Source organism: Aeromicrobium sp. Root344 (genome assembly GCF_001425755.1).
Taxonomy (GTDB): Bacteria; Actinomycetota; Actinomycetes; order Propionibacteriales; family Nocardioidaceae; genus Aeromicrobium.
The window spans coordinates 2,049,563-2,072,884 of the sequence record NZ_LMDH01000001.1; the positions used below are offsets into that span (position 1 = coordinate 2,049,563).

Consider the following 23,322-nt stretch of genomic DNA (forward strand, 5'->3'; position numbering starts at 1 on the left):
GACTGGAATCATGCCGTTCGAGATCCCGTCTGACCTGCACCCCGACCTGATGCCGGTCGTGTGGCTGCTGGGCACGTGGCACGGCGACGGGCACGGCGACTACCCGACGATCGATCCGTTCACGTTCGAGCAGGACGTCGTCTTCGCCCACGACACCCGGCCGTTCCTGCACTACTTCAGCCGGACCTGGATCACCGACGACAAGGGCGAGCGCGTACGCCCCGGTGCCCTCGAGACCGGCTTCCTGCGGCCCGTCGGAGACGGCGAGCTCGAGCTCGTCCTCGCACACCCCACCGGCTACGCCGAGGTCTGGTACGGCAAGGTCGACGGCCCCCGGGTCACCCTGGCGACCGACCTCGTCGCGCGTACGTCGACCGCCAAGGAGTACACCGCCGGGCAGCGCATGTACGGCCTGGTCGAGGGCGACCTCATGTACGCCTACGACATGGCCGCAGAGGGCCAGGAGATGCAGTCGCACCTGTGGGGGAGGCTCGCCCGTGTCTAGCCCGCTGCTGGCCCTGCCGGGGGCCGTGGGCGGTGACGCGCCCGACCAGGCTGTCGCGGCGCACTACGGTGCCATCTCGGCCGAGCAGCGCCGGCTCGCTGACGGTCACACGTTCGTCGACCTGTCGCACCGCGACGTCGTGACGATCACGGGGCCCGATCGCCTGACCTGGCTGCACTCGCTCACGACGCAGTTCCTCGAGAACCTGGCGCCCGGGGTGCCGACCGAGGTCCTGCTGCTCTCGCCGCAGGGCCGCATCGAGCACGGATTCTCCGGCGTCGACGACGGCGAGACCTTCTGGGCTCACACCGAGCCGGGTGCGGGTGCGGCGCTCGTCGAGTTCCTCGACCGCATGCGCTTCATGCTCCGGGTGGAGGTCGCGCTCGCGACCGAGGAGTGGGCCGTCATCGGCCTGCCCGGTCTGCGCTGGGAGATCCGCCCCCGCGCGTCCCTCACGACCCTGCCGGCCGAGCTCGGCGATCCCGTGGGGATGTGGGCGTGGGAGGCCGAGCGCATCGAGGCGGGTCTCGTGCGCGTCGGGCTGGACACCGACGACAAGACGATCCCCAACGAGGTGGGCCTGCTCGGCGTGGCGGTGCACCTCGACAAGGGCTGCTACCGGGGCCAGGAGACGGTTGCCCGCGTGCACACCCTCGGCCGGCCCCCGCGCCGACTCGTACGCCTGCTCCTCGACGGTTCGGTCGACCACCTGCCGGCGCACGGGTCCGACGTCACCCTGGACGGCGTACGCGTGGGGTTCGTCGGGTCGTCCGCGCGTCACCACGAGCTGGGCCCCATCGCGCTCGCGGTGGTCAAGCGCAACGTCGATCCTGCGGCGACGCTGCTGGCAGACGGGGTCGCGGCCAACCAAGAGGTGCTCGTGGACCCGGAAGCCGGGCTCCACGTACGTCCGGTCCTCGGCTGATGTCCTCGCAACGCTTCGCGATCCTGGCCGTGTGCACGGCCAACATCTGCCGCTCGCCCATCATGGAGGCGTTGCTGCGGGCCGAGCTGGACGACGAGCAGTTCGAGGTCGCGAGCGCCGGCACCCAGGGCTGGGACCGCCAGCCGATGGACGGCATGGCCGCGATGGAGCTCATGCGGCTCGGCTACTCCAACACGATGTTTCGTTCGCACGCGATCGACACCTACCTGGTGGACTCCGCCGACCTGATCCTCACGGCGACCCGTTCGCACCGGTCCGCGGTCCTCGAGATCACGCCTGCCGCGCTCCGGCGTACGTTCACGCTGCTCGAGTTCGCCGCGCTCTGCGAGATCGTCGACGGCGACGCCCCGCGGGCCCTGGTCGCCGACGCGTCGCGGCAGCGCAGCAAGGCGCCGGCCGACATCGACATCGGCGATCCCTATCGGCGCAGCCCTGAGGTGCACCGGCGCACAGCGGACCAGATCGACGCGGCGGTCCGGACGATCAGCGAACGCCTCAACGCACTCGTCGCCGTGAGCTGAGACGCCGAGCAGCTAGTGGCTGCGGCGCTTGCGGCCCCTGGTGGTCTGCTCGAAGTACTCGGGGCCGTAGCCGTACCCATAGCCGTAGCCGTAGCGCGACAGCTCCTTGACCGGAGACATGCTGAGCACGGTGCCGAGCAGGCGGGCGCCGACCGAGTGGAGGCGCTCGGTCGCGGTGCGCACCTCGTCGAGCCCCGTCTCGCCGTGCTTGACGACGAGGATCGCGCCGTCCGAGATCGACGCCAGCAGCGAGGCGTCGGTGACCGGCAGCAACGGAGGAGCATCGATCAGCACGACGTCGTAGCGGTGCCGCAGCTCCGAGACGAGCGCCCGCATCGCGTTGGTCTGCAGGATCTCCGACGGGTTGGGCGGGAGTGCGCCGCTCGCCAGCACGTCGAGTCCCGGCGTCGCCGCCTGCTGGAGCGCCGCGTCAAGCGCCACGCGGCCGACCAGCACGGTCGTGAGTCCGACGGACTTCTCGATGCCGAGGTACTCGCTGACCCGCGGACGCCGCAGGTCACCCTCGACGAGTGCCACCTGGGACCCGGCCTGTGCCAGGGCGATCGCCAGGTTGCAGGCCGTGGTCGACTTGCCCTCGCCGGCCAACGAGCTGGTGATCGTGATGACCTTGTTGTCGCGGTCGATGTCGAGGAACTGCAGGTTGGTGCGCAGGATGCGTACGGCCTCGAAGCGCGGGTGGTGCGTGCCGAGCGACGTGATGAGCGGAGTCTGGACCGCGGCTCGGTCGTACGCGATGGCGCCGAGCACCGGCGCGCCCGAGGCCTCCTCGAGCTCCGCGGGGCTGTGGATGCTGCGGTCCGCGGCATTGCGCGCTGCGGCGATCATGAGGCCGGCCAGCAGGCCCAGGAGGCCGCCGAGAACCAGCCACGGCACGCGTGGCGGGCTCGACGGGTTGGCGGCCGGCGTGGCGTCCTCGACGACCGACGCGGTGAGCTGGGTGTCCTGATCGCCGAGCCAGGCGACGAACGCCTCGGCCGCGGACTGACTCAGGTCTGCGGCGCGCTGCCGGCTCTCGTCGTCGGCGGTCACCCGGAGCACCGAGGTGTCGTGCAGCACCCTGGCACGGAGGTGCCGGTCGACCGAACCGGTGCTGTCCGAGACCCCGAGGTCCTCGACGACCCGCGCGGCGATGCTGCGTCCACCGAGCACGTGGGCGTACGACTCGACGGTCCGCTCCGAGACCGTGTCCGTGCTGCGGGCCAACGGCGGGGAGACCAGCACGTCGGCGTGGGCGCTGTAGCGCGGCGTCGCGAGGCTGAGGTAGAGGACGGCCAGGCCGACGCCCACCAGCGTCATCAGGATGAGGGTCGGCCACCGCCGGACCAGCGGCTTGACGAGAGGGCGTTGACTCACCGATTGCTCCTTGTGGACCCGAGGCGTTGACCGGAAGATTACGACACCCGGTCGCCTTTTGCTGGTTCATCGATATTTGAGAAACGGTCACATACGTAACCCGAGTGGCGCAGAATCGTTTTGAGAGAGACAGGCGCCGTACGCCAGGCGCCATTTTCATGAAACCCGAGGGCCATGGACTACACGCCGATCAGCATGCGTCGAGTGTTGCTGGCGTTCGCGTTCACCGCGTTCGTCGCACTCGTTCCAGTGCTGTTCGTCGTCCTCAGGTCCGGCGCGGGCCCCCTGGCCTCTGCCCGTGACGCCGAAGGCGGCTACCGTGATGTCGTGCTCGGTGCCGGGAGCGTCATGTTGACGGCCCTCCTGATCGGAGCACTCATGTTGACGGTCGCACTGGGCCGACGCATGGTTCGGCGTCCGACCCGAGCGTGAGCCTCCGGATCGATCCTGTCGCCGAGCAGACACTCGGCGGAACGGGAGCGGAAGTGGAGTCGTCGGTCGACCATCGGGGGGCCGATTGGGAGCGCCGCTACGGCCGCATCCTGCTCGGATCCGACCTCGTGGTCCTGGCGTGGGCGTTCGGCACGGCGCACGTCGTGTGGGCCGAGAACCTCGACCACCCCAACGGCGACCCCTACAGCGCCTATCCCATCTGCTTCACGATCGCGATGCTGGCGCTCTGGTACGTCGTCCTGACGGTCGCCGGCACCCGGGACCTCCGGGTCTTCGGGGCCGGCCCTGAGGAGTACAAGCGGGTCTTCAACTCCACCCTCGTGGTCTTCGCGTTCATCGCGTTCATCGGCTACATCCTGCAGTTCCAGATCCCCGGCACCTACGTCGTCGTGGTCCTGCCGTTCGGCCTGTTGCTCCTGACGCTGAGCCGTTGGTCTTGGCGTCAGTGGCTGCTGGTCAAGCGGCAGCAGGGCCGGATGATCCACGACGCGATCGTCGTGGGATCGGTCGATGCCGTCGAGCACCTCGCCGCGGTCATCCACCGCAACGCGGCGTTCGGCTACCGGCTGTCGAGCGCCTGCATCACCAGCCAGGACCCGCCCAGCCACATCGCCGGTGTGCCCGTCCTCGGCGGGGTCGACGACCTGACGGCCAAGGTCATCGCCGCGGGCACCAATGCCGTCATCATCACCTCGTCCGACGCGATGCACCCCGAGATGGTGCGCCGGCTGGGCTGGGACCTCGAGGGCTACGACATCGAGATCATCGTCGCCCCGTCGCTGGCCAACATCGCCGGGCCGCGCGTCCACATCCGCCCCGTCGCCGGGCTGCCGCTCCTGCACGTCGAGCAGCCGGCCTACCGCGGCGCCCAGCGTTGGGCCAAGGACCTGCTGGACCGGTTCGGTGGACTCGGCCTGCTGCTGCTGTTCTCGCCCGTCATGGTGGCGCTGGCGATTGCGATCAAGCTGTCGGGCCCGGGCGGCGTCTTCTTCGTCCAGGAACGCGTCGGGCGCGACGGCAAGACGTTCGGCATGATCAAGTTCCGCAGCATGGTCGAGGGTGCCGACGAGATGCTGTCCGACCTGCAGCCCGACACCGGCAACGTCGTGATGTTCAAGATGCGCGACGACCCGCGGGTCACCCGGGTGGGCCGCTTCATCCGCCGCTACTCGCTCGACGAGCTGCCGCAGCTGCTCAACGTCCTCAAGGGCGACATGAGTCTCGTCGGCCCCCGTCCACCGCTTGTCTCGGAGGTCTCCGGCTACGCCGCCGAGGCGCGCCGGCGCCTGCTCGTACGCCCCGGGATGACCGGGCCGTGGCAGATCTCCGGCCGGTCGGACCTCGACTGGGAGGAGACCATGCGGCTTGACCTCTACTACGTCGAGAACTGGTCCCTGGTCGGCGACATGTTGATCCTGTGGAAGACGTTCCGGGCTGTCGTGTCGTCGGCCGGGGCCTACTGAGTCGCATCACACGCCTCGTGAGTTTCACCGAACGCATCGCCGACCGATACCGTGGAGCCTGGGCGCGTACGTTCTCACACGACCCCGGCACGCATGTGGCTGCCGGTGGGTTGCACGGGACTTGACCGATCCGGTCCCGCGCCACCTATCCAGGAGCACCCATGACCACCACCGAAACACCGCCCGTGTCGCCGACGTTCGCCGACCTCGGCCTCGTCGACACCCTCGTCGACCGGCTCGCCGCGCTCGGCTACGAGACGCCGACCCCGATCCAGGCCCGCGCGATCCCGACGCTGCTCGAGGGCAAGGACGTCGTCGGCCTGGCCCAGACCGGCACCGGCAAGACCGCGGCCTTCGCGCTGCCGATCCTGCAGAAGATCGACCCGTCCAACGCCAAGACCCAGGCGATCGTCCTGGCGCCGACCCGTGAGCTGGCGCTGCAGGTCTGCGAGGCCATCACGGCGTACGCGACGAACATCCCCGGCATCCGGGTGCTGCCGGTCTACGGCGGCCAGGGCTACGGCTTCCAGCTGTCGGGCCTGCAGAAGGGTGCGCACATCGTCGTCGGCACGCCCGGCCGGGTCATCGACCACCTCGAGCGCGGCAGCCTCGACCTGACGTCGCTGGAGTACCTCGTGCTCGACGAGGCCGACGAGATGCTCAACATGGGCTTCGCCGAGGACGTCGAGCGCATCCTCGCGGACACCCCCGAGTACAAGCAGGTCGCGCTGTTCTCGGCGACGATGCCCAAGCAGATCCGCTCGCTCGCCAAGAAGTACCTCCACGACCCGGTCGACATCGCGACGCCCAAAGCCACGACCTCGACCGCAACGGTCCGCCAGCGCTGGATCCAGGTCTCGCACCACCACAAGCTCGACGCCCTGACTCGCCTCCTCGAGGTCGAGACCGGCGACGGCATGCTGGTCTTCGTCCGCACGAAGTCCGCGACCGAGGAGCTCGCCGACAAGCTGCGCGGACGCGGCTACGCGGCCGCTGCGCTCAATGGCGACCTCGTCCAGGCGCAGCGCGAGCGCACCGTCGCCCAGCTCAAGTCCGGCGCGATCGACCTGATCGTCGCGACCGACGTCGCCGCCAGAGGCCTCGACGTCGACCGCATCACCCACGTCGTCAACTACGACATCCCGCACGACACCGAGGCCTACGTCCACCGCATCGGTCGCACGGGCCGGGCCGGCCGCACCGGCGAGGCGATCTTGTTCGTCACCCCGCGTGAGCGCCGGATGCTGTCGGCGATCGAGAAGGTCTCCGGCCGCCCGGTCGAGGAGATGTCGGTCCCGACGGCCGAAGAGGTCAACGAGCGACGAGCCGGCCGGTTCGCGCAGGCCATCACGTCGAGCATGGGCTCGCCGTCGTTCCACGCGTTCCGGTCGCTGGTCGAGGAGTACGCCAGCGAGAACGACGTCTCGATGACGGATGTCGCTGCGGCACTGGCGGTCATGAGCCAGTCGGACAAGGAGTTCTTCCTGCGTCCCGACCCGCCCAAGGCGCCGCCGCGGGCCCGTGACTTCGAGCCCCGCGAGAAGCCTGCAGGCTTCGGCCGGTCCGACCGGCTGCCCGCCGAGGGCGCCGCCGTCTACCGCGTCGCGGTGGGCAAACGGCACAAGATCGGTCCGTCGGCGATCGTCGGTGCCCTGGCCAACGAGGGCAGCCTCAAGCGCTCCGACTTCGGCAAGATCACGATCGGCCAGGACCACTCGCTCGTCGAGCTCCCGGCCGACCTGCCGCCCGCGGTGTTCGAGGCGCTCGCCAACACCCGCATCTCGGGCAAGCTGATCGACCTGCAGCCCGACTCCGGCCCGCCGATCCGGCGCACCCGCGAGGACCGCAAGCCGTACAAGAAGAGCCACGAGAACCGGGCCTATCCGTCGAAGGCGCCCGACAGCAAGAAGCCCTACAAAAAGGCCTCGAGCCAGCCTTCGGGCAAGACGGACGGTGGCCCGACGCGCAAGCCGCGGCACAAGTGATGCACCGGCTCGACAACGCGTCCAGGGCGTACGACTGGGGCTCCCGCACCGACATCCCGCAGTTCATCGGTGGCGAGCCGGGCGACGTGCCGCTCGCCGAGATCTGGATGGGCACGCACCCGCTGGGATCGTCGACCGTCGAAGGCCCCGATCGCACGATGTCGCTGGCTGAAGTCGCCGGCGAGCTGCCGTTCATGTTCAAGATCCTCGCCGCCGACCGCCCGCTGTCGCTCCAGGTGCATCCCAACGAGGCCATGGCCCGGGCCGGGTTCGACGCCGAGGAGACCGCCGGAGTCCCGCTCGACGCGCCGCACCGCACCTACAAGGATCCGCACCACAAGCCCGAGATGGCCTACGCGCTGACGACGTTCGACACGCTCGTCGGGTTCCGGCCCACGGCGGAGATCCTGCGCGTCCTCAACGGCATCGACACCCCGCTGGCGAAGAGCCTCGCGGAGGACCTGCACGCGGCTCCTGGCTTCCGCGGCATCGTCCGGCTCATCGAGCGCCTGCTGACCGAGGAGATCTCCGCGGCCGAGATCGAGCAGGTCGTGGTGTGCTGCCGCGAGCTCGTCGACCAGGGCATCGACGTCAAGCGGGCCTACATCACGGCCGTGGAGATCGCGGACCACTACCCCGACGACGTCGGCGTGGTCATCTCGCTCACGCTCAACCGGCTGACCTTGCAGCCCGGCGAGGCGGCCTTCCTCGGCACCGGCATCATCCACGCACACCTGCGCGGCATGTGCCTCGAGGTCATGGCGGCCTCCGACAACGTGCTGCGCGCCGGACTCACGAGCAAGGCGCTCGACCCCGAGGGGCTCGTCAAGTGCCTCGACCGGGGCATGTCGCGGCTGGCGCGCGTGACGCCGGAGCCGTTCGGCTTCTCCACCGACGTGTTCAGCCCGGACGTACGCGAGTTCGCGCTGGCGGTGAGCCAGTGCTCACGCGCCGAGCCCGGGGGCACGCTGCTGCCGTCCGCGGGCCAACGCATCGTGGTGTGCACCGGCGGCGAGGTCGAGCTGGTCAACAGCGCAGGCGAGCGGCTCAAGCTCAGCCGTGGCGACTCGGTGTATGCCGGGCCGGACGACGGCGAGATCCACGTCGTCGGCACGGGCGAGGTCGCCCAGGCCTACATGCCGACTCACGAGACGGTCGCCGGCGAGCTCATCGACCTGGTCCCGCCGTTCACCGAGCGCGAGCTCAGACGACGTCAGCGCGGCCGCGGTCCTTCAGCTGGCTGACGACGTCCTTGACCTGCTGCGCGTGCGCGCGGGTCGTGACGAGCAGCGCGTCGGACGTACGCACCACGACGACGTCGCGCAGCCCGACCACGGCGATCGTGGTGCCGTCGTCGGCGATCGCCAGGCCGTCGGCGTCGACCCACACGGTGTCGGACGACGAGACCCCGCCCACGTCCTGGAGCGCTGCGTAGTCGCCCACGTCGTTCCAGTCGAACGCCCCGGGCACGACCGCCATGCCGCCCTCGAGTGACACCGGCTCGGCGATCGCGTGATCGATCGCGATCTTGGTCAGCGTCGGCCAGACCTCGTCGAGCACCTGCTGACGATCGTCGGTGGCCCATGCGGTCGCGATCGTCGCGAGTCCGTCGTGGAGCCGGGGCTGCAGGCGAGCGAGGTGCCCGAGGAGGACGTCCGTGCGGGTCACGAACATGCCGCCGTTCCAGCTGTGCACGCCTCTCGCGACGTACGCGGCCGCGGTCGTCGCGTCGGGCTTCTCGACGAATCGCGTCACGGCGCGCGCCGATCCGGCGTCGTCGATCGTGAGGTGCTCGCCGGACTCGATGTAGCCGAACGCCGTCGAGGGACCCACCGGCGTGATGCCGATCGTCGTGATGAGCCCGCTCGCTGCCACGGCCACGGCCTGGCCGATCGCCTCGGCGAACGACACCTGGTCGTCGATCACGTGATCGGCGGCGAACGAGCCGATGATCGCGTCGGGGTCGGTCGTGCCGATGATCGCCGCGGCGAGGCCGATGGCCGGCATCGAGTCGCGGGGTGACGGCTCGACCAGGAGGTTCGTCAGGTCGGGCAGCTGCGCCCGGATCGCGTCGGCGTGCGCGGCACCGGTGACGACATGGATGCGCTCGGGCGGGATCAGGTCGACGAGACGGTCCCAGGTCTGCTGGATCAGCGAACGTCCCGAGCCGTCGAGGTCGAGGAGGAACTTGGGCCGGGACGCGCGCGACAACGGCCAGAGGCGGGTGCCTGCGCCGCCCGCGGGGATCACGGCATGGAGATGGGCGAGGCTCACCGGCTCATCCTATGGTCCGGGGGTGTTGAGGCCGCCGACGGTCGTCGTCGCCGTCGGCTCGCCGAGAGGGTGGGCCTCGGCATCCAGGGCGACGACCGCCGTGAGCGCGTTGTGGTCGGAGACCGCCGGGCGGGCGTAGCTGCCGCCGGACAGGCGTACGAGCTGCTTCCAGCCCAGCACCGTGAACTGCTTGGAGACGAAGATGTGGTCGACGTGGGCGCCCGAACGCGGTGTCCCGCCGTCGGGATAGCTGGTGTTGAACTCCGCGTTGATCGGGTTCTTCACGAGGTCGACGCTGTCCGTCATGCCGGCCGCGCGCATCTTGACGCCGGGGGAGTCGGCGCCGCGGTGCTTGCCGGAGTTGAAGTCGCCGGCGTAGATCATCGGCAGGCCCTTGTCGTTGATGCTGGCCATGCGGGCCAGGAGGACGTTCATCTCCCGGGACCGGTGCGAGTCGTTGCCCTTGCCGTTGTCGAGGTGGATGTCGACGTAGTAGAAGATGCGGCCGGTCGCCTTGACCCGGAACTTGGCCCACGTCGTGTGGCGGCCGTCGCCGATCGCGAAGTAGCTGCCGCTGAGCTGTGTGAACAGCTTGGGCCGGTAGAAGATGTAGCGGGCCTCGGCGCCACCGGTCGCGCGCACGAACTTCTGCGTGCCGCCGCTCCAGATCGCCTTGGTGGTCGCGCCGACCCGCTGGCCGCCGGACTCCTGCAGGCCGAAGATGTCGATCTTGTTGGCGTTGAAGAACGCCGCGCCGATGCGGGCTCGTCCGGCGTAGCCGGAGCACTTCTCCGAGCACACGTTCCACGTGCCGACCTTGAACGACGTCTGCCGCGGCATCGTGCGGAACGAGACCGGCTTGGCGAGCGCACCGACCTGGTCGCCGTTGACCGGACGTACGCGGAACCAGTAGGTCGTGCCGGCGGCGAGTCCCCGGCTCACGAACGAGTTGGCGCCGCGCAGCGTGCGGACCGCGACGACCTTCTTGGTGAACGCCTTGTCGCGGGCGATCGTGACGTCGAACTGCCGGGCGTTGGCGACCTTCTTCCACGTCGCGCGCACGCCGTCGGCGGTGGTCTGCTTGATCCGGAGGCCGGCGATCGCCGCCGGCTTGAGGGTGAACCGGGCGGTGCGGGACGACCTGACCTTGCCGTCGCGGATCGCGTCGATGCGGTAGAACTGGTCGACGCCGGGCGTCGCGGCGCCGAGATCGGCCAGCGTCACGCTCGTGCCCTTGGCCGGGACCTTGGTCGTACGGGCCTTCGTCAGCGCCCGGTCGCCGCCGACCTTGACGACGTAGGAGTCGACGTCGTCAGAGCCCTGCCACGCGAGCTTGACGCTGGTGGGCGACAAGGGCGTCGCGGTCAGCTTGGTCGGCGCGTCCAGCGGGTCGGGCTTCGCGACGGTGATCACGAGACCGGCCGCGAGGCCGCCCACCACGAGCACGGCGAGCAGGCCGATCACCAGGCGGCGAGGATCGCGTCGCCTGCGGCGGCCGGCGACGCGCCCGGTGCGGAGGGATCGCCCGGGCGGTGGGTCGGCACGCCGACGCGGGGCGATCTTTCTTCGGGTGACGACGGGAGGCTCCAGGACGTACGAGGGTGTGCAGGTGGCTGAATTCTACGGGGTGGGCGGCGGGCGTGCCTCGGGCTCCTTGGATCAGTTGAGCCTGACGTCCACCACAACCGGGCTGTGGTCGGAGGGGATCGGGGTCACCATGCGGCCGTCGACGATCGAGGCGCCGTTCTGCCACGAGAGCACCTTGCCGTCACCGGGCCGGACCCACACGTGGTCGACGTGGTCGCCCCACTTGTAGCTGATGACGGGACGGACCGAGAAGTCGTTGTAGCTGTTGTGGTGCTGCCGGCGCAACGACATCGCGAGGTCGAACGCGTCGTAGTAGCCCCTGCTGTGGAAGACACCGGCCAGGTAGTCGTTGCTGCGGTTCTTGTGCGAGTTGAAGTCGCCGGCGTAGACGACGGGACGCTGCTCGGGGTTGAGCTTCGCGAGCGCCCGCACGAGCACCAGGGTCTCGTCGCGGCGCAGCAGCGCAGCCTCGTCGCTCTTGCCCGGCGTCGTGTGGACGCTGACGAAGACCGTGCTCTTCTCGGTGTCGAGATCGACCAGCTCGGCCCACACCGCGTACCGGGTGCCGCCGAGGGCGATCCACCCGGAGCGCAGTGCCGGCATGCAGGAGGCGTCGCCGGCAGGGCAGGTCGTCATCGCGACCTTGAAGCGGTTGCCGTTGAACCACAACATCTTGGCGCTCTTGTAGGCCGCCTGTCCGTACCCGGTCGGCGGGCTCAACGCCAGCCTGCCTGCCTCCTGGAGCGCGACGACGTCGGGCTTGAACGCCGCGATGCGGGCCAGCGCCGGCGCCTTGCGGGTCGTCGCCCAGCCCGAGCACTTCTCCGAGCAGAGGTTGTAGGTCATGACACGGTACGTCGATCCGCCACCCGCCCCCTGTGAGCGGATCGTCGTGTGGCCCACGCGGCTGGACTTCGAGCCGACCGCGCCACCGTTGACGGCTCGCACCTGGAAGAAGTAGCTGACCCCACGCACGAGGCCGGTGACGGTACGGGTGCTGCTCGTCGACGACAGCACCTTGGGGCTCGACATGGAGTACGAGCGGGACATGAAGATCTGGTAGGACCGGGCACGCGCCGTGTCGCCCCAGTCGAGCGTCAGGGTCGCGGAGTCACCGCTGAGCGACGCGCGGGTGAACGACACCAGACCCACCTGAGCCGGCGTCGTCGATGCCGTCGCCGGCTGAGCGGCGACGAGGAGCAGGAGAGCGGCCGCGAGACCCCCGAGAGCAGAACGCATGTCGCATCGTAGATCGCCGCAGGACCATCCGTCTCGCGATCAGCGTCCGGGGATCGTCAGCTTCGCGCGGACGGGGTTGTGATCCGTGGCGAACGGCGTGGCGTACCAACGCCGGTCGTCGAGGGAGACGATGACGCGCCAGTCGTCGACGATGACCGGTGCGTCGGCGAAGATGTGGTCGACGTGGTCGCCGTACCGGAGCGGGGGGTTGGTCGCCTGGTTGGCGCTGTTCCACGACGCACCGACCGGTGCGGTGGCCTCGACGAACGTGTCGGGGACGCCGGCGGCGGTGAAGACCTTGAGGGGTGCGTCGTAGCCGCCCGGGAAACGGTCCTGGTCGGCATTGCTCTTGTTGGAGTTGAAGTCGCCCGCGTAGACGACGAGCAGCTTGTCGGGGTTGATCGCCGCCACCTTGCTCAGCAGCACCTTGGTCTGCGCCGAGCGGAGATCGTCGTTGGCCTTGCCCTTGTAGGGCTGGAGGTGCGCGTCGACGACGATGAAGTCGTTGCCGGTCGCCTCGTCGCGCAGCTGGGCCCAGACCGCGTACTTCTTGTAGGTGCTGCTGAGGGTGATCGTGCCCGAGCGCACCTTGTCGTACTTGGAGGTCTTGTAGAACAGCGACTTGGCGCTCTTGTAGGCCGCCAGGGAGAATCCCGGCAGCTCGGTGCCGAACCGGGTGTCCTCGTCGTGCGACTCCTGGGTCGCGATGATGTCGGCGTGGGTGCCTCGCGCGATGCGTCCCGCGTACGCCTTGCGGGTCGTCCAGCGCTTCATGCCGTTGGCCTTCGTCACGCACTTGTCCTGGCCGCACAGGTTGTAGGTCAGGACGGAGATGTGGGCGGGCAGCGACGGCACCCGGATGCTCTTGACCGAGGTGAACCGGCCGTTGACGCCGTTGTTGGTGCCGCGCACGCGGTAGTAGTAGCGGGTGCCGAGCGTGAGCCCGCCGGGTGCCGCATTGGTCCGGTCGACGATGCGGTGCGGGAGCTGGTGCTGCATCGCGAAGTCGGTCGCGAGCTGCAGCTCGTACGCCTTGGCGTCGGTCGCCGCGCTCCAGCGCACCTTGATCGAGGTGTCCCCGTTGCGTACGGCCGAGATCGACCCGATCGGGCCGACGACGAGCGGCGGGAGGTCGAAGCCCTGAGGAGTCGTCGCCGACCGCGCGGTCCCGTGGTAGCTGTAGATCACGTAGTAGTAGTCGGTGTCGGCCACGGGCGTGAGGTTGCGGAATGTCAGCGTCCTCGCCGTCGTGCGCTGACTCGTCCGGACGCAGGGGTCCGCCGCGACCCGCTTGAGGCACACGGCGTACTCGGTCGCGCCGGGCGCCGCGCCCCAGGTGATCGTCGCGGTCGACCACGTGGGGGTGACCTTCGCGCCGGTGGGCAGGCCCGGAGCAGTGGCTGCGGAGCTGGGTGACAGGAGAGCCGTCGACAGGAGTGCAGCCACGACCGGCAGCATCAACGTACGGCGGAGCAGGACGAGCATGAAGACAACCTCGCTGGTGGGGAAGGGGCTCGGCTGAGCCGACCAGTCCTACGAGAATAGGTGAAAACGTGCCGGGATTCGGGACCACGGCCGCTCGGCGCTCCGCGTGGTCTCCTAGAGTGGCCGACGTGGAAGTCCTTGCCGAGGTCGTGCGTTCAGGGCTCGTGGAGAGCCGTCATCGGGGTGTCGCGGTCGGAGTCGACCCGTCCGGCGAGGTGATCTGGTCGATCGGGGACCCGGGCACGGTCGTGTTCCCCCGGTCGTCGAACAAGCCGATCCAGGCGCTCGGCATGCTGCGCGCCGGGCTGCCGCTCGACGGCCGGTTGCTGGCGCTCGCGTCGGCGAGCCACTCGGGTGAGCCGTTCCACCTCGACGGCGTGCGCGAGATCCTGGCACTGGCCGGGCTCGGCGAGTCGGCTCTGCAGACCCCGCCGTCGTACCCCTTGGACCCGCACGTGCACGCGGACTACCTCCGCAACGGTGGCACGCGGGACGCGATCTGCATGGACTGCTCGGGCAAGCACGCCGCGATGCTGCTGACCTGCGTGACGAACGAGTGGACGATCGACGACTACCTCGACCCCGAGCACCCGTTGCAGGTGCAGATCACGCAGACGTTCACCGAGCTCACGGACGGTCCGCCGGCGGTCGTCGGCGTCGACGGCTGCGGGGCGCCGTTGCTCGCGACGCCGCTCCAGCAGCTGGCCCGCGCTGTCGGCCGCATCGTGCAGAGCCCGACCGGCAGCCTCGGGGCGCGACTCGTCGAGGCCATGACCGCACACCCGGAGTACGTCAGCGGCACGACCCGGCCCGAGCGCGACCTGATGCTGGCGTTCCCCGGGCTGGTCGCCAAGTCCGGCGCCGAGAGCGTCTACGTCGTGGGCCTGCCGGACGGCTCGGCGTACGCGCTCAAGATCGAGGACGGGGGTGAGCGGCCGCTGTACGCCGTGATGGGCCGGGCGCTCGAGCTCGCCGGCCTCGACGCGCCGGTGCTCCGCGAGCGGCCCACGATCCTGGGTGGCGGCAGGCCCGTGGGTGAGGTTCGAACCACGTTCTGACCTGCGGCGGCGTGTGTGACTCACCTCGCAAGCAGTTCTGCTTGCATTTGCTAACTTTTGCAAGCACTATGGAGACATGGCCAAGTTGAGCATGCAGCGCACCGTCGAAGGACTCGGCGACTACCTGCGTGAGCAGCGGGGTCAGGCACAGATGTCTCTCCGGCAGCTGGCCGAGCTCACGGATGTCTCCAATCCGTACCTCAGCCAGATCGAGAGAGGTCTGCGCCGACCTTCGGCAGAAGTCCTGCAGCAGATCGCCAAGGCGCTCAGGATCTCCGCCGAGTCGCTCTACGTTCGAGCCGGCATCCTCGATGCCGACGAGAGCGGAGCGCGGATGGTCGAGGACGCCATCGCCCTCGACCCCCGCCTCACAGAGCGTCAGAAGACTGCGCTGCTCGATATCTATCGCTCCTTCGTCGGCACTGACGAAGCGTCGGACACCGAGCTGGCCGCAACAGTGACCGAAGCCAACCAGGAGGAAACCACATGAGCACCATCACCGAGACCATCAACGCCCAGGTGAAGTCCATCGTCGACGACGTCAAGGCTCTGCCCGAGACGCTCAAGAAGGTCGACATCGCCGACCTGCAGAAGCAGGCTCAGGGCTACGCGCAGACCGCCGTCGTCACCGCCTCGAGCGCGTACGCCGACCTCGCCAAGAAGGGTGAGGAGCTCGTCGCCAAGGCCAAGGGCCTCAAGGTCGACGACATCAAGAAGACCGTCGACAGCAGCGTCGAGGACGTCACCAAGACGGCCAAGGGCTTCGCGGACGACGCGCAGAAGCGTGCCGAGCAGCTCGTGACGGACGCCAAGACGCAGGTCACCAAGGTGACGTCGAAGGCGCCGACCACGGCTCGCAAGGCTGCCGAGAAGGTCGACGCGACCGTCAAGAAGACGCCTGAGCCGGCCAAGAAGGCTCCGGCCAAGAAGGCTCCGGCCAAGAAGGCTCCGGCCGCCAAGAAGGCTCCGGCCAAGAAGGCGCCCGCGAAGAAGGCTCCGGCCAAGAAGGCCTGATCTCGCACCACCGGCAAGCGGCGGGTCCCCCACATGGGGACCCGCCGCTTNGATCCAGAACGGCCTGACGTTCGTCATCTCCATCCTGCTGTTCGCCGCGAAGGGGTTCGCCCTCGTCGACTGTGTGGCTCGACCGTCAGCCAAGTTCACCTACATCGAGACGCTGCCCAAGCAGACCTGGCTCATCATCCTGGGCCTGGCCGTGCTGCTGCACGTGCTGATCTGGGACCCGCTCAAGCTCTTGAACCTCGTGGGCACCGTGGCGGCCCTGGTCTACCTCGCCCAGGTGCGCGGTTCGGACTCTCGCTGACGCTCAGCGCGGTCGCGCGGGGTGCAGCCAGCGCGTGACGACGACCCGGAGCACGCCGAGATCGGCGTCCGCCGGCACGTCCGGATGCGTGTCGCGTACGGCTCGGTGGGCCACGACGAGCCCTGTCAGCCACCGGGCGGTGTCGTCGACATGCAGCTCGCGATCGACCGAGCCGTCCTCGATCGCCTGGGTGCAGAGTGCGGCGAACGTACGCTCGACGTCGGGGCTCAGGGGCAGCTCGGGATTGGCGGCGAAGTGGTCGAGCAGGTCCAGCAGCCGGTCCCACGCGGTGTCGGTCATGACGTCCTCGACTCGTGCCACCGGTCGACCAGCTTGGGCATCTCGACGGCCATGTAGGTGAAGAAGTCGTGCGTCGCGGCGAGGCGTTCGTGCGCGGCACTGCCCGCATCGACCCGCGTCATGCCCTGCTCGAGCAGCGCGGCCAGGCTCGTGATGGTCCTGGTCTCGGCGGTCATCACCTCGGCCCACGTCGTGCCGAGCACGTTGTAGCGGTCGACGCGCTCGCCCGCCACCCTCTGGCGTACCGCCAGCCCCATGCGGGTGAGGTAGGCGGTGGCTCCGCTGACGGCGGCCGCGCTGACCCCCAGGACGTCGCCGATCTCCTTGGCGGTGTAGCCGTTCGCAGGCGCGACGAGCAGTGCGGCGAACACGCGAGCGGCCATGCGTTGCATCCCGGACTGGTTGAGCTCGAGCGCGAAGCCCTCGACGAACTCGCTGGCGGGACCGGTGGTCATGTGACGAAGCATACCGGAATTCACAACTTTCAAGGATTTCACAAATCTATGAAAAGGAGTACGGTCGGCCTCATGGACACCGTCATCGACATCGCCGGGCTCGTGAAGCGGTTCGGCCACACCACCGCCCTCGACGGCCTCGACCTCCAGGTCGAGCGTGGCGAGGTGCACGGCTTCCTCGGACCCAACGGTGCGGGGAAGTCGACCACGATCCGTGTGCTGCTGGGTCTGCTGCGCGCCGACGGGGGCATCGTCACGATGTTCGGCCAGGACCCGTGGCATGACGCCGCCGAGCTGCATCGGCGCCTCGCCTACGTGCCCGGCGACGTGAACCTCTGGCCCAACCTGTCCGGCGGCGAGGTCATCGACCTGCTCGGCCGGCTGCGCGGGGGCCTCGACGAGAAGCGCCGCGCCCGCCTCGTCGAGCGCTTCGAGCTCGATCCGACCAAGAAGGCGCGCACCTACTCCAAGGGCAACCGGCAGAAGGTCGCGCTCGTCGCCGCACTGGCGAGCGACGTCGAGCTGCTGATCCTCGACGAGCCGACGTCCGGCCTGGACCCTCTCATGGAGGCGGTGTTCACCGACTGCGTCGACGAGTTCAAGGACGGCGGCCGCTCAGTGTTGCTGTCGAGCCACATCCTCGCCGAGGTCGAGCGCTTGTGCGACCGGGTCAGCATCATCCGCGCCGGCCGCACCGTCGAGACGGGCACGCTCGCGGACCTGCGGCACCTCACGCGTACCTCGGTGTCGGCCGAGCTGTCGCAGGCCCCGTCGGGGCTCGACGGCCTGGCCGGCGTGCACGACCTCGCCGTCGAGGGGGTGCGGGCGACGTTCGAGGTGGACACGGTCCACCTCGGCGAGGCGCTGCAGGCGCTGGGCCGCTTCGGCGTACGTACGCTCACCAGCCAGCCGCCCACGCTCGAGGAGCTGTTCCTGCGCCACTACGGCGAGGAGGTCGCCTCGTGACCGGTGCCCTGACGGTGCTGCGGTTCCACCTGCGCCGCGACCGGTTGATGCTGCTCTGGTGGATCGCCGGCAACGTCCTTCTCTACTGGTCGCAGGCGGTCAGCACCGACGGCCTCTATCCGACACAGGCCGACCTCGACAAGGCCGCGGCGGGCATGGCGGACAACGCGGCGTTCATCGCGATGGCTGGACCGGCTCGTGCGCTCGACACGTTGGGAGGCCAGGTCGCGTGGCAGGCCTCCGCCTTCGGCGCGATCGTCGCAGCGCTGATGAGCATGTTCCTCGTCGGCCGGCACACCCGCGCCGAGGAGGAGACGGGGCGCGACGAGCTCGTGCGTGCTGCGGCGATCGGCCGGCACGCGCCCCTGGCCGCGACCGCCCTGCTCGTCGTGATCGCCGATGTCCTCATGGGAACGCTGATCGCGCTCAGCCTGATCTCGTACGGTCTGCCGGCCGGCGGCTCCTTGGCGCTCGGGCTCGCTGCCGGCCTGACCGGCCTGGTGTTCGGCGGGGTCGCCCTGGTCGCTGCGCAGCTCGTCGAGAGCACCCGTGCGGCGTACGGGATCACCGGCGCGGTGCTCGGTGTGGCGTATGCGCTGCGAGCCGTCGGCGATGTCGGCAACGGTGCGCTGTCATGGCTGTCGCCGATCGGCTGGGGACAGTACCTGCGTCCGTACGCCGAGGAGCAGTGGTGGCCCTTGGTGTTGCCGGTCGTCGCCGCTGTGCTGCTCGGCTCCGGTGCGGTCGCGTTGTTCGATCGCCGGGACATCGGCTCGGGGGTGTGGCCCGCGCGCCCGGGACCTGCGCGTGGGTCGCTCGGATCTGCGTCGGCCCTGGCGTGGCGGCTGCAGCGCGGCAGTGTCGTCGGCTGGTCCGTCGGTCTGCTGCTGGGCGGCATCGCGTACGGCTCGATCGGCGACGACGTGGCGGACCTGATCGGGGACTCGCAGTTCTCGAAGGACGTCTTCACCGCGGCCGGGGGCTCGATCGTCGACTCGTTCTATGCGACCGCGGCGGTGATGCTCGCGCTGATCGGCGGCGGGTTCGCGATCGCCTCGGTGCAGCGGCTGCGTGGCGAGGAGGCCGCCGGGTTCGCCGAGCCCCTGCTCGCGACGGCGTTGCCGCGGTGGCGCTGGGCGGCCGCGCACCTCGTCGTGACAGTCGTCGGCACGTTGGTGGTCGTCCTCGCGGCGGGGCTCGGCATGGGGTTGGGGTTCGCCATGGTCACCGGCGATGGGTCAGCGGTGCTGCGGCTGACCGGGGCGACCCTGCCGTACGCCGTGCCGGTGCTGGTCCTGGCCGCGGTCGCCTGGCTGGCGTACGGGATCCGTTCTCGGTGGGCGGCCATCGGCTGGCTGGGTCTCGGGTTCTGCTTCGTCGTGATGATGTTCGGCGAGGTGCTGCAGCTGCCGGGCTGGTTGATGGACGTGTCGCCGCTCCGGCACCTCGCGCAGACGCCGGCGGAGGACTTCCGGCCGTGGCCATTGGCCGTGCTGGTCGTCGTCGCGGTGGCTGCCGCTGCGGCTGGCATGGTGGCGCTGCGGCGGCGCGACGTCGTATCGGCCTAGAACATGTGTTCGATCCGGCGTACGATGTGGGGATGGAGGAGTTCTTCCAAGGGTCGCTGCTCGACATGGGGCAGCCTACGGGTCTCGGACCGCTCGCGCCGCGGCGCACGGTGCTGACGCAGGGCGCGTGGGTCGACGTGCAGCCGGGCTGGGTCACGGGGTCCGACGACCTGTTCCTCCGCCTCCAGGCCGAGGTGCCGTGGCGTGCGGAGAACCGCGAGATGTACGACCGCATGGTCGACGTGCCGCGGCTGCTGTGCCACTACGGCGTCGACGCGGCGCTGCCCGACCCGCTGCTGGTGGAGGCGCGGGAGGCGCTGGGCGACCACTACCAGTCCGAGCTCGGCGAGCGGTTCGTGACGGCGGGGCTCTGCTACTACCGCGACGGCCGCGACAGCGTGGCGTGGCACGGCGACCGCATCGGCCGCGGCCGCACCGACAACACGATGGTCGCGATCGTCTCGCTCGGTGCCGCCCGCCGGCTGTCGCTGCGTCCCCGTGGCGGGGGTCAGCAGATCGGCCTCTCGCTGGGCCACGGCGACCTCGTCGTGATGGGCGGATCGTGCCAACGCACGTGGGAGCACGCGATCCTCAAGACCGCCAAGCCCGTCGGCCCCCGCATCAGCGTCCAGTTCCGCCCCCGCAACGTCCTCTGACCCCACCCTCCGAGCGGTGACCTGGTCGCCCGACCGTGGCTGGAGCGGTGATCTAGTCGCCTTTCGTCGGCGACGTCGGTGACGTAGTCGCCTCAAACGATCGCGGATACGCGAGTAGGTCACCGCTCCACAGGGACGCAGGACCGATTGAGTGTCCACAACGTGACCGTCCGCGAGTAGTGCCCAGCGAGCGGTGGCGCTCTGCTGAAGGAATGCCGCCCCGCCCGTTCGTGCCAGACGATCTCCGCCATCGACCATTTCTCCAATCCGAAGGCCTAGCGCTCGGTCTCAGCCCCCACAAGCTCAACGGCAAGACTTGGAAAAGGATCTTCCCGCGCGTCTGGGTGCACCGCGATCACGAGATGAGCCGCCGTGACTGGATCACCGCTGCGGCGCTTGCCATGCCGACGCGTGCGCAACTCAGCCATGTCTCGCGCATTCAGGCTCTGGGTCTCGACATCGGGGACGTCAAGCCGGTGCACTTCACGGTCAGCGGTGACCTCCACCTCGCGGTGGATGACGTATTTCTCCATCGCACGGAGGTCCTGCCGCCACTCGACGACGTGGGAGTCAGCCCGGCCGCCGCGTTCATCCAGTACTGCGCAAGGGCCCGGCTGATCGACGCCATCAAGGTGGGTGATTGGCTGCTGCACCGCCGTCACATGACGGTACTTGAGGTGGCGGAGCTCGCACTGAGGGATGCGTGGCGTCCTGGCGCCAGGCAGATGCGCCGAGTTCTACCGCACCTGGATGCTGCCGCCCGGTCCGTCAAGGAGTCCGAGACGCGCGCGCTCGTCGTCTTCTCAGGGCTTCCGCGGCCCGAGGTCAACGTGCCATTGATCGTCGCCGGCGAACGTATCGGAATAGTCGACCTGTTGATCCGTTGCGTCATGCTTGTGCTGGAGTACGAGGGGCGGCAGCACGCCGAAAGCATCCTCCAGTTCAACCGAGACATCACGCGCTATGCCGCGTTCCGGCGCAACGACGTCGAATACCTCCAGGTCACCAACGAGATGCTGGACCGCCCTAAGACGTTGGTCCAGCGCATTCACGCGCGCATGGTCGAGCTCGGGTACGACGGCCCGCCGCCCGTCTTCGCCGATCGATGGGACGCCTTGTTCGCCGTGATCCCCTTGAGCGGTGACGCAGTCGCCCAACCGGAGCCCGGATGGGCGACCAAGTCACCGCAACGTCTGAGGATGGGCGACTAACTCACCGCCCCAGCGGGTCGGGGCTACTTCTTGCCGCGGTTGGCGCGGTTGCGCTCGGTGGCGTCGAGGATGATCTTGCGGATGCGCACGGCGGTCGGGGTGACCTCGACGCACTCGTCCTCGCGGCAGAACTCCAGCGACTGCTCGAGCGACAGCTTGCGCGGCGGCACGAGCTTCTCGAACTCGTCGGCGTTCGAGCGTACGTTGGTCTGCTTCTTCTCACGAACGATGTTGATGTCCATGTCGTCCGAGCGCGAGTTCTCGCCGACGATCATGCCCTCGTAGACCTCGGTCGCCGGCTCGATGAACAGCGTGCCGCGCTCCTGGATGTTGGTCATGGCGTACGACGTCGCAGCCCCGGCGCGGTCCGACACGAGCGAGCCCGAGGGGCGGGTCGAGATCTCGCCGGCCCACGGCTCGTACTTCTCGAACGTCTGGTGCGCGATGCCGGTGCCGCGGGTGTCGGTGAGGAACTCGGTGCGGAAGCCGATCAGGCCACGCGCCGGGACGATGAACTCCATGCGGACCCACCCGGTGCCGTGGTTGATCATCTGCTCCATGCGGCCCTTGCGGACCGCCAGCAGCTGGGTGATCGCGCCGAGGTACTCCTCGGGGGCGTCGATCGTCAGGCGCTCCATCGGCTCGTGGATCTTGCCGTCGACCTCGCGGGTCACGACCTGCGGCTTGCCGACCGTGAGCTCGTAGCCCTCACGACGCATCTGCTCGACCAGGATCGCCAGGGCGAGCTCGCCACGGCCCTGGACCTCCCAGGCGTCGGGCCGCTCGGTGTCGAGCACCTTGAGCGACACGTTGCCGATGAGCTCGCGGTCGAGGCGGTCCTTGACGAGGCGGGCGGTGACCTTGGTGCCCTTCTCGCGACCGGCGAGCGGTGAGGTGTTGGTGCCGATCGTCATCGAGATGGCCGGCTGGTCGACCGTGATGAGCGGCAGCGCGACGGGGTTCTCCGGATCGGCCAGCGTCTCGCCGATCGTGATGTCGGGGATGCCCGCGATGGCGACGATGTCGCCGGGGCCGGCGCTCTCACCGGGTACGCGCTCGAGCTCCTTGGTGACGAGCAGCTCGGTGATCTTGACCCGCTCGGTGGTGCCGTCGTGCTTCATCCATGCGACCTGGGCGCCCTTCTTGAGGGTCCCCTCGAAGACGCGGACGAGCGCGAGGCGGCCGAGGAACGGCGAGGCGTCGAGGTTGGTGACGTGCGCCTGGAGCGGCGCGCCCTCGGTGTACTCGGGCGCCGGCACGGCGTCCATGATCGTCTGGAACAGCGGGATGAGGTTGTCGCTGTCGGGCATGCCGCCGTCAGCCGGTTGCTCGAGCGAGGCCCGGCCGGCGCGCGCGGAGGCGTAGACGACGGGGAAGTCGAGGGCGTCCTCGCTGGCCCCGTCCTCGAGCAGGTCGAGGAACAGCTCGTACGTCTCGTCGACGACCTCGGCGATGCGCGAGTCGGGACGGTCGACCTTGTTGACGACCAGGACGACCGGCATGTGCGCGGCGAGCGCCTTGCGGAGCACGAAACGAGTCTGGGGGAGCGGGCCCTCGGAGGCGTCGACCAGCAGGATGACGGCGTCGACCATGGACAGGCCGCGCTCGACCTCGCCACCGAAGTCGGCGTGGCCGGGGGTGTCGATGATGTTGATCGTGACGCCGCCGTCGGGCGCACCGGGACCGTTGTAGCGGACCGCGGTGTTCTTGGCGAGGATCGTGATGCCCTTCTCGCGCTCGAGGTCACCGGAGTCCATGGCGCGCTCGGCCAGCTGGTGGTGCTCGTCGTAGTGGCCCTGCTGCTGCAGCATGGCGTCGACCAGCGTGGTCTTTCCGTGGTCGACGTGGGCGACGATTGCGACGTTGCGCAGGTCGGAGCGTGTGGGCATGCGAAAAAAGTCCTATGCGTGGGGAATGCTCGAGCACCTCGGAGCCTTGCCATTCTACGGGGG

At 69.3% G+C, this 23,322-nt stretch carries 23 protein-coding genes; 15 read left to right on the forward strand and 8 right to left on the reverse strand.

All coding sequences use genetic code 11. From position 1 onward, the window contains the following. Positions 1-10 precede the first annotated feature (10 nt). The 3 genes from ASC61_RS10055 to ASC61_RS10065 are packed head-to-tail and all read left to right on the forward strand — an operon-like array spanning position 11 to position 1,972. Positions 11-505, forward strand: a complete 495-nt coding sequence (locus tag ASC61_RS10055; protein ID WP_056211489.1) for an FABP family protein — start codon at positions 11-13, stop codon at positions 503-505. After that, positions 498-1,430 carry a CAF17-like 4Fe-4S cluster assembly/insertion protein YgfZ gene (ygfZ, locus tag ASC61_RS10060; protein ID WP_056211491.1) on the forward strand — a complete coding sequence of 311 codons (933 nt, stop codon included), beginning with the start codon at positions 498-500 and terminating at the stop codon, positions 1,428-1,430. Before ASC61_RS10055 ends, ygfZ begins: the two co-directional genes overlap by 8 nt. Then, positions 1,430-1,972 carry an arsenate reductase/protein-tyrosine-phosphatase family protein gene (locus ASC61_RS10065; protein ID WP_056211493.1) on the forward strand — a complete coding sequence of 181 codons (543 nt, stop codon included), beginning with the start codon at positions 1,430-1,432 and terminating at the stop codon, positions 1,970-1,972. The genes ygfZ and ASC61_RS10065 overlap by 1 nt, the downstream gene beginning before the upstream one ends. Before the next feature lie 12 nt (positions 1,973-1,984). On the opposite strand, the gene ASC61_RS10070 is transcribed toward ASC61_RS10065, so the two are convergent. Beyond that, on the reverse strand, positions 1,985-3,346 hold the full coding sequence (locus ASC61_RS10070; RefSeq protein ID WP_056211495.1) for a polysaccharide biosynthesis tyrosine autokinase: 1,362 nt from the start codon (positions 3,344-3,346) through the stop codon (positions 1,985-1,987). A gap of 174 nt (positions 3,347-3,520) precedes the next feature. Here ASC61_RS10070 and ASC61_RS10075 point away from each other — a divergent pair, with 174 nt between their 5' ends. From ASC61_RS10075 to manA, 4 genes are all read left to right on the forward strand, one after another. Continuing rightward, positions 3,521-3,778, forward strand: coding sequence for a hypothetical protein (locus ASC61_RS10075; protein ID WP_056211497.1), 258 nt, complete (start codon positions 3,521-3,523; stop codon positions 3,776-3,778). Next, a complete protein-coding gene (locus ASC61_RS10080; RefSeq protein ID WP_056211499.1) occupies positions 3,775-5,262 on the forward strand; it encodes a sugar transferase in 1,488 nt (495 codons plus the stop codon). The genes ASC61_RS10075 and ASC61_RS10080 overlap by 4 nt, the downstream gene beginning before the upstream one ends. Before the next feature lie 161 nt (positions 5,263-5,423). Continuing rightward, positions 5,424-7,247, forward strand: a complete 1,824-nt coding sequence (locus tag ASC61_RS10085; protein WP_082530579.1) for a DEAD/DEAH box helicase — start codon at positions 5,424-5,426, stop codon at positions 7,245-7,247. Further along, positions 7,247-8,491 (forward strand): mannose-6-phosphate isomerase, class I, encoded by a 1,245-nt coding sequence (gene manA, locus ASC61_RS10090; RefSeq protein WP_056211500.1) that lies wholly within the window; start codon positions 7,247-7,249, stop codon positions 8,489-8,491. Before ASC61_RS10085 ends, manA begins: the two co-directional genes overlap by 1 nt. Here the strand turns inward: manA and ASC61_RS10095 are convergent. The 4 genes from ASC61_RS10095 to ASC61_RS10110 form a co-directional block, all read right to left on the reverse strand. Next, a complete protein-coding gene (locus tag ASC61_RS10095; protein WP_056211502.1) occupies positions 8,451-9,521 on the reverse strand; it encodes a mannose-1-phosphate guanylyltransferase in 1,071 nt (356 codons plus the stop codon). The genes manA and ASC61_RS10095 overlap by 41 nt on opposite strands. 9 nt (positions 9,522-9,530) lie before the next feature. Next, the gene (locus tag ASC61_RS10100; protein WP_056211504.1) at positions 9,531-10,985 is read right to left on the reverse strand and encodes an endonuclease/exonuclease/phosphatase family protein; all 1,455 of its coding nucleotides are present in this window, start codon (positions 10,983-10,985) and stop codon (positions 9,531-9,533) included. A 195-nt stretch (positions 10,986-11,180) separates the two neighbouring features. Beyond that, on the reverse strand, positions 11,181-12,347 hold the full coding sequence (locus tag ASC61_RS10105; protein ID WP_056211506.1) for an endonuclease/exonuclease/phosphatase family protein: 1,167 nt from the start codon (positions 12,345-12,347) through the stop codon (positions 11,181-11,183). A gap of 39 nt (positions 12,348-12,386) precedes the next feature. Continuing rightward, a complete protein-coding gene (locus tag ASC61_RS10110; protein ID WP_056211507.1) occupies positions 12,387-13,832 on the reverse strand; it encodes an endonuclease/exonuclease/phosphatase family protein in 1,446 nt (481 codons plus the stop codon). A 128-nt stretch (positions 13,833-13,960) separates the two neighbouring features. On the opposite strand from ASC61_RS10110, the gene ASC61_RS10115 reads away from it, so the two are divergent. From ASC61_RS10115 to ASC61_RS20465, 4 genes are all read left to right on the forward strand, one after another. Further along, positions 13,961-14,890, forward strand: a complete 930-nt coding sequence (locus ASC61_RS10115; protein ID WP_235503532.1) for an asparaginase — start codon at positions 13,961-13,963, stop codon at positions 14,888-14,890. Between the two features lie 76 nt (positions 14,891-14,966). Then, complete coding sequence (locus ASC61_RS10120; RefSeq protein ID WP_056211511.1) at positions 14,967-15,380, forward strand: helix-turn-helix domain-containing protein; 414 nt, start codon at positions 14,967-14,969, stop codon at positions 15,378-15,380. Further along, positions 15,377-15,904 carry a hypothetical protein gene (locus tag ASC61_RS20260; protein ID WP_056211513.1) on the forward strand — a complete coding sequence of 176 codons (528 nt, stop codon included), beginning with the start codon at positions 15,377-15,379 and terminating at the stop codon, positions 15,902-15,904. Before ASC61_RS10120 ends, ASC61_RS20260 begins: the two co-directional genes overlap by 4 nt. 64 nt (positions 15,905-15,968) lie before the next feature. After that, on the forward strand, positions 15,969-16,214 hold the full coding sequence (locus ASC61_RS20465; RefSeq protein ID WP_442854218.1) for a DUF2516 family protein: 246 nt from the start codon (positions 15,969-15,971) through the stop codon (positions 16,212-16,214). 3 nt (positions 16,215-16,217) lie between these two features. On the opposite strand, the gene ASC61_RS10135 is transcribed toward ASC61_RS20465, so the two are convergent. Further along, on the reverse strand, positions 16,218-16,514 hold the full coding sequence (locus ASC61_RS10135) for a hypothetical protein (protein ID WP_056211517.1): 297 nt from the start codon (positions 16,512-16,514) through the stop codon (positions 16,218-16,220). Beyond that, positions 16,511-16,969 carry a GbsR/MarR family transcriptional regulator gene (locus ASC61_RS10140; protein ID WP_082530582.1) on the reverse strand — a complete coding sequence of 153 codons (459 nt, stop codon included), beginning with the start codon at positions 16,967-16,969 and terminating at the stop codon, positions 16,511-16,513. The genes ASC61_RS10135 and ASC61_RS10140 overlap by 4 nt, the downstream gene beginning before the upstream one ends. 72 nt (positions 16,970-17,041) lie before the next feature. On the opposite strand from ASC61_RS10140, the gene ASC61_RS10145 reads away from it, so the two are divergent. The 4 genes from ASC61_RS10145 (at position 17,042) to ASC61_RS10160 (ending at position 21,370) form a co-directional block, all read left to right on the forward strand. After that, the gene (locus tag ASC61_RS10145; RefSeq protein ID WP_056211520.1) at positions 17,042-17,935 is read left to right on the forward strand and encodes an ABC transporter ATP-binding protein; all 894 of its coding nucleotides are present in this window, start codon (positions 17,042-17,044) and stop codon (positions 17,933-17,935) included. After that, positions 17,932-19,503 (forward strand): ABC transporter permease, encoded by a 1,572-nt coding sequence (locus ASC61_RS10150; protein ID WP_056211522.1) that lies wholly within the window; start codon positions 17,932-17,934, stop codon positions 19,501-19,503. The genes ASC61_RS10145 and ASC61_RS10150 overlap by 4 nt, the downstream gene beginning before the upstream one ends. Before the next feature lie 32 nt (positions 19,504-19,535). Next, positions 19,536-20,159, forward strand: a complete 624-nt coding sequence (locus ASC61_RS10155; protein ID WP_056211524.1) for an alpha-ketoglutarate-dependent dioxygenase AlkB — start codon at positions 19,536-19,538, stop codon at positions 20,157-20,159. Positions 20,160-20,521: 362 nt separating this feature from the next. Continuing rightward, the gene (locus ASC61_RS10160) at positions 20,522-21,370 is read left to right on the forward strand and encodes a hypothetical protein (RefSeq protein WP_056211526.1); all 849 of its coding nucleotides are present in this window, start codon (positions 20,522-20,524) and stop codon (positions 21,368-21,370) included. A 23-nt stretch (positions 21,371-21,393) separates the two neighbouring features. Here the strand turns inward: ASC61_RS10160 and typA are convergent, their stop codons facing one another. Further along, positions 21,394-23,259, reverse strand: a complete 1,866-nt coding sequence (gene typA / locus ASC61_RS10165; protein ID WP_056211528.1) for a translational GTPase TypA — start codon at positions 23,257-23,259, stop codon at positions 21,394-21,396. Positions 23,260-23,322: the final 63 nt, after the last annotated feature.

What these genes read in the sequence shown, in the direction of transcription:
- typA (WP_056211528.1), bottom strand. Translation starts at nt 23,259, where the DNA reads ATGCCCACACGCTCCGACCTGCGCAACGTCGCAATCGTCGCCCACGTC.
- ASC61_RS10105 (WP_056211506.1), bottom strand. Translation starts at nt 12,347, where the DNA reads ATGCGTTCTGCTCTCGGGGGTCTCGCGGCCGCTCTCCTGCTCCTCGTC.
- ASC61_RS10140 (WP_082530582.1), bottom strand. Translation starts at nt 16,969, where the DNA reads ATGACCACCGGTCCCGCCAGCGAGTTCGTCGAGGGCTTCGCGCTCGAG.
- ASC61_RS10160 (WP_056211526.1), top strand. Translation starts at nt 20,522, where the DNA reads ATGAGCCGCCGTGACTGGATCACCGCTGCGGCGCTTGCCATGCCGACG.
- ASC61_RS10055 (WP_056211489.1), top strand. Translation starts at nt 11, where the DNA reads ATGCCGTTCGAGATCCCGTCTGACCTGCACCCCGACCTGATGCCGGTC.
- ASC61_RS10065 (WP_056211493.1), top strand. Translation starts at nt 1,430, where the DNA reads ATGTCCTCGCAACGCTTCGCGATCCTGGCCGTGTGCACGGCCAACATC.
- ASC61_RS10120 (WP_056211511.1), top strand. Translation starts at nt 14,967, where the DNA reads ATGGCCAAGTTGAGCATGCAGCGCACCGTCGAAGGACTCGGCGACTAC.
- ASC61_RS10085 (WP_082530579.1), top strand. Translation starts at nt 5,424, where the DNA reads ATGACCACCACCGAAACACCGCCCGTGTCGCCGACGTTCGCCGACCTC.
- manA (WP_056211500.1), top strand. Translation starts at nt 7,247, where the DNA reads ATGCACCGGCTCGACAACGCGTCCAGGGCGTACGACTGGGGCTCCCGC.
- ASC61_RS10135 (WP_056211517.1), bottom strand. Translation starts at nt 16,514, where the DNA reads ATGACCGACACCGCGTGGGACCGGCTGCTGGACCTGCTCGACCACTTC.
- ASC61_RS10075 (WP_056211497.1), top strand. Translation starts at nt 3,521, where the DNA reads ATGGACTACACGCCGATCAGCATGCGTCGAGTGTTGCTGGCGTTCGCG.
- ASC61_RS10110 (WP_056211507.1), bottom strand. Translation starts at nt 13,832, where the DNA reads ATGCTCGTCCTGCTCCGCCGTACGTTGATGCTGCCGGTCGTGGCTGCA.
- ASC61_RS10145 (WP_056211520.1), top strand. Translation starts at nt 17,042, where the DNA reads ATGGACACCGTCATCGACATCGCCGGGCTCGTGAAGCGGTTCGGCCAC.
- ASC61_RS20260 (WP_056211513.1), top strand. Translation starts at nt 15,377, where the DNA reads ATGAGCACCATCACCGAGACCATCAACGCCCAGGTGAAGTCCATCGTC.
- ASC61_RS10155 (WP_056211524.1), top strand. Translation starts at nt 19,536, where the DNA reads ATGGAGGAGTTCTTCCAAGGGTCGCTGCTCGACATGGGGCAGCCTACG.